This window comes from Promicromonospora kroppenstedtii DSM 19349, from assembly GCF_000515355.1.
Lineage (GTDB): Bacteria > Actinomycetota > Actinomycetes > Actinomycetales > Cellulomonadaceae > Promicromonospora > Promicromonospora kroppenstedtii.
Map to the genome: position 1 here is coordinate 69,896 of NZ_KI911756.1, position 4,540 is coordinate 74,435.

Below are 4,540 nucleotides of genomic sequence, written 5' to 3' on the forward strand. Positions count from 1 at the left end.
AGCGCCGCGGGCCGGACGGTGGGTCCGGGCCGCGGCGCTCCTGTGTCACCTCGTGTTCATCCCGGCCCGGCAGACTGCGCCGATGACGTCCCGGTCGTCCTGTCCCGTCCTTCGTCGGTCCGCGCGCGGTGGGTTGCGCCTCACGACCGCGGTCCTGGTCGCCGCCCTCCTGGCCGCCTGCTCGACGCCGCCGCCCCCGGGCACGCTGCCCGACATGCCGTCGGGGGTCACCGCCCCGGACGAGTACGCCTTCGGGGACGACGTCGCCTCGCGCGACCTGCGCGCCTCGGGCCCTGTCCACGACGTGCTCGTCGAGGAAGTCGACGCCGAGAAGCTGCGCAGCCTGCCGCTCGTCCTGGAGGTCGACGTCGACGCGGCCGCCGTCCGGGACGCCTACGCCGACGAGCTCGTCGGCCGCGGCTGGGCGTCGATGCCGGACCTGCCGGCCGGGGACGACGCCTGGACACAGGGCTGGATCAGCGCCGACGGACGGGACGTACTGGTGCTGGTCGGCCTCGAACCGGAGGCGGGGGAGGCGCACGTGCCGCTGACGGTTCTCACCACGCTGCCTGACGAGGCGGCCGAGGGCTCCTGAGCTGCGTTTCCCGGCACGGAGAACCAGTAGGAATGCGAATTGCGGTGAAATGCGGGAATGTGGAGACGTCGCGACCCGCGCGACCCGATGGAGGTGTACCCGTGCCCAAGAACTCCACCACCGCCGGCGGCGCCGTACGCCGAGCGAAGAACAGTCGCGCCGTCGGCGGCCTGGCCCGGGGCGGTTACGTCGCATCGGGTGTGCTCCACCTGATGATCGGCTGGCTCGCCGTCCAGCTCGCGCTGGGCGAGTCCGAGGGCCAGGCGGACCAGTCCGGCGCCTTCCGCGCGGTCGCCCAGATGCCGGGCGGCGACGTGGTGCTCTGGCTGGTCGCCGTGGGCTTCGCCGCCCTCGCCGTCTGGCAGCTCGCCACCGCCGTCGTCGGCGTGCCCAACGCGGAGAACCAGCTTGCCGCGCGGGCCAAGAGCGTGGCCAAGGCCCTGCTCTACGGAGCGCTCGCGGTCACCGGTGTCCGCTACGCGACGGGGGCCGGCGGCAGCGGCGGCAGCGAGGAGAGCCTGACCGCGAAGGTGCTGGGCATGCCGGGCGGCGCCTGGCTCGTGGGCGCCGCCGGCCTCGTGATCGTCGGCGTAGGCGTCTACCACGTCGCGAAGGGCGCGCGGAAGAAGTTCCTGGAGGACCTGACGGGAACCGGCGGCGGTGCGGTCCGGCCCGTCGTGGTGCGGCTGGGACAGGCGGGATACATCGCCAAGGGTGTCGCGCTCGGCGTCGTCGGCGGGCTGGTCGTGGCGGCCGCGGTGACGGCGGACCCCGAGCAGGCAGGCGGCCTCGACGAGGCGCTGCACGCCGTGCGCGACCAGCCGTACGGCACGGTGCTGCTCATCGTGGTCGGGGTGGGCATCGCCGCGTACGGCGGCTACTCCTTCGCCCGCGCGCGCTTCGCGCGGCTCTGATGCGGACGGGGGTCGAGCCGGTTCGATCCGGCCGTTCGGGCCAGGTTCTGCTGACGGGCCTCGGGCTAGGAGGCGCGGCGCTCGCGGTGGTGCTGTCATGGCTCGAATGGGTGCTGGTCGTCGAGGATCGTGTGGTCCCCGGGTGGGCCCTGGGCGCTGCGCTGCTCGTCGTAGCGTTGGTTCTCCTGTGGCTCCCGCGCTCCGCCGGTGCGCCCGCTGCTGACGAGACGTCGGGAGCACGACGGGCGATTCCACGCAGGGCCCGGGCGGTCACCACGGGGCTGGCCGTGGTGAGTCTCGGCCTGGCGGCGGTCGGCGACCTGTTCGGCGGGGCGCAGTACCAGGTGCTCCCGTCCGGGAGCGCCGACGAGTGTCGCGTCGTGACACGGGAGACGTCTTTCCTGATGGCCGGGAGCGGTGACGTCTACGTGGTGCGGAACCTCGGCGTCGGGCAGCGAACCGGAACCTGGGTCACCGACGACGGCTACCGTCCCGTCCGGGCAGGCACCTACGACCTCGCTCTGGGGCCGCACGGTGGGACGCTCACCGTCCGTGGCGCGGCGAGCGATCCGGTCACGCCGAGTTCCCACCCGATCGACTGCGGCTGAAGCGGTTCGGCTAGGTTTTGCTTCGTGGCGCCTCCTGATGAATCACACGTGCCGACCGGTTCCCATGGGCCCGACGGCAGGGACGAGAGTCAGCCGTGGTTCAGGCTCGCAGAGGGGTACGAGCAGGCCCGAGCCAAAGAGGACTCGCTGGACCGCCTGGTCGAGTGGCCCGCGCAGCGCGACCTCCTGGGTGACGTCGACGGTCGGTCGGTGCTCGACGTCGGTTGTGGCAACGGCGCCAAGCTGGCAGAGCTGGTACGCGACGGTGCGACGGCGTCCGTCGGCGTCGACATCAGCGACAACTTCCAGGTCGGACCGGCACCCGGCATGGAGCTCCTCCGAGGCGACCTCTCCGACCTCGAGTCAGCACCGGGGCTCGCGGGCCGGATGTTCGACCGCATCTTGTTCCTGCAGTCGATCGGGTACGCGAACGACCCGGTGCGTACGTTGCGTGCGGCACGGACGATGCTCGCCGACGACGGGTTCATCCTGCTGAGCAGGACCCACCCGATCAGGTGGGCCGTCGAACGCGCGGAGCAGAACGGGACCACGCTGGGCGAGGAGTACCACTCCACGGCGCCCTACACCTACTCCCACAGCGCCTGGAACGACCAGGTCTCCCTCACGAAGCGCGTCTACACCGTCTCCGACCTGCTCAACCTGTTCAGCGCGGCAGGGCTCTGGATCGAGGCTGCGGTCGAACCGCAGCTTTCCGAGGACGCCCGACGCCGCTACCCGCACAAGCAGGCGTGGATGGACAAGCACCTCGGCATCTTGATCTTCAGGCTCCGGCCCCTTCCCTGAGCGGCTGGCTGCCCGGCGCCGGGAACGACGAAGGCCCCAGGTCGGGATCTGTGTCCTCACCTGGGGCCCTCGTGCTGGAGCGGGTGACGGGAATCGAACCCGCGCTATCAGCTTGGGAAGCTGAAGTTCTACCATTGAACTACACCCGCAACGTCCGGTTCTGACCGGGTTTCTGCCGTTCCGGAATCCCGCTAGGGTTCCGCAACAGCGCCCCCTGAACCTGGCGCGCGACCCGATCATACCCAAACTCGCCCGGATGCCCGAACCGGTTTCCGCGCGAGTGTCGCCGAGCAGCCGGAGCAGCAGTGAGCGAGCACCCCAGCGAGAAGCCGACCGAGCCGATCTATCAGGAGACCAAACCCCTGCCGCCGCGCCCGCCGCAGCCCCCGAAGGCCGCGCGCGAGACCCGTGCCATGCAGACGCCCAAGTCCGCCCCGGCGAACTACCAGCAGCAGTACGACTACGACCGCCCCACCCCGCCGACGGAGCACGTCCCGGGCCGCAAGTCCCGGATCACCGCGGGCCTGCTCGGCATCCTGCTGGGCGTGGTGGGTGCCCACCGGTTCTACCTGGGCTACAAGGGCCTGGGCTGGGTCATGCTCCTCATCACAGCCGTGTCGCTCGGCCAGGCCTGGTTCGTCCCGGCGATCTGGGGCGCTATCGAGGGCGTCCTGTACCTCGTCATGCGCAAGGGCTACTGGTCGGTGGACTCGAAGCACCGTCCCCTGCAGTGGTGACCACTGCCCGCTGATCGCCGAGCACGCCCCGGCGAAGCCGACGCCCGTTCCGAGCCGGGGCGGCGTCGGCCCGCGGTGGCCAGTACCGTATCCGGGTGCTCCTCTCCGACCGCGATATCCGTGCCGAGCTCGACGCCGACCGCGTGGTGCTCGACCCGTACGACGCGTCGATGCTGCAGCCGTCGAGCATCGACGTGCGCCTCGACAAGTTCTTCCGGCTGTTCGACAACCACAAGTACCCCTTCATCGACCCGGCGACGGACCAGCCCGAGCTGACCCGCCTCGTCGAGGCAGAGAACGGCGAGGCGTTCGTCCTGCACCCGGGCGAGTTCGTGCTCGGCAGCACCTTCGAGGCGGTCACGCTGCCCGACGACGTCGCGGCCCGGCTCGAGGGCAAGTCCTCGCTGGGCCGCCTGGGCCTGCTGACGCACTCGACCGCCGGCTTCATCGACCCGGGGTTCAGCGGCCACGTGACGCTGGAGCTGAGCAATGTCGCCACGCTGCCCATCAAGCTGTGGCCCGGCATGAAGATCGGCCAGCTCTGCTTCTTCCGGCTCTCGTCGGCCTCCGAGCACCCGTACGGGTCGGACCTGTACGGCTCCCGCTACCAGGGACAGCGCGGCCCGACGGCGTCCCGCTCCTCGCAGAACTTCCACCGCACCACGGTCTGAGAGGGCCGGCCCACGGGCCGTCCGGGCGCGCCGCCAGGCGGTCACCGGAAGGTAGGCTCCGGGTGCCCGGCGCCGGCCGGGCACCCGGACCTCGAAGGGACCCCGATGGCCGCTCCCCAGCTTCCGCTCCTGCCGCGCACGGCTGCGCAGGCACACCAGGCCAGGCATGTGCTGACCGTGCCCGGTGACGTGGAGCTGGACGAGATCGAGG

Annotated in this window: 6 protein-coding genes and 1 tRNA gene; 6 read left to right on the forward strand and 1 reads right to left on the reverse strand. The window is 71.3% G+C overall.

Annotation, left to right across the window (positions count from 1 at the left end; genetic code table 11):
• The 4 genes from PROKR_RS36335 to PROKR_RS26560 all read left to right on the forward strand — a co-directional run.
• Positions 1-595, forward strand: a 595-nt coding sequence (locus PROKR_RS36335) for a hypothetical protein (protein WP_211240250.1), incomplete at its 5' end; no start/stop codon positions are given.
• Between the two features lie 101 nt (positions 596-696).
• A complete protein-coding gene (locus PROKR_RS26550) occupies positions 697-1,509 on the forward strand; it encodes a DUF1206 domain-containing protein (RefSeq protein ID WP_036969767.1) in 813 nt (270 codons plus the stop codon).
• Positions 1,510-1,595: 86 nt separating this feature from the next.
• On the forward strand, positions 1,596-2,117 hold the full coding sequence (locus PROKR_RS26555) for a hypothetical protein (protein ID WP_036969769.1): 522 nt from the start codon (positions 1,596-1,598) through the stop codon (positions 2,115-2,117).
• 48 nt (positions 2,118-2,165) lie between these two features.
• Positions 2,166-2,921, forward strand: a complete 756-nt coding sequence (locus PROKR_RS26560) for a class I SAM-dependent methyltransferase (RefSeq protein ID WP_245605977.1) — start codon at positions 2,166-2,168, stop codon at positions 2,919-2,921.
• Positions 2,922-2,996: 75 nt separating this feature from the next.
• On the opposite strand, the gene PROKR_RS26565 is transcribed toward PROKR_RS26560, so the two are convergent.
• Positions 2,997-3,070 (reverse strand) — tRNA-Gly (locus tag PROKR_RS26565).
• A gap of 156 nt (positions 3,071-3,226) precedes the next feature.
• Between PROKR_RS26565 and PROKR_RS31090 the strand changes: the two genes are divergently transcribed.
• Both PROKR_RS31090 and dcd read left to right on the forward strand, forming a co-directional pair.
• Entirely contained in the window at positions 3,227-3,658 is a 432-nt protein-coding gene (locus tag PROKR_RS31090) for a TM2 domain-containing protein (protein WP_051433397.1), read from the forward strand.
• Positions 3,659-3,753: 95 nt separating this feature from the next.
• Positions 3,754-4,329 carry a dCTP deaminase gene (dcd, locus tag PROKR_RS26575; protein WP_020017521.1) on the forward strand — a complete coding sequence of 192 codons (576 nt, stop codon included), beginning with the start codon at positions 3,754-3,756 and terminating at the stop codon, positions 4,327-4,329.
• Positions 4,330-4,540: the final 211 nt, after the last annotated feature.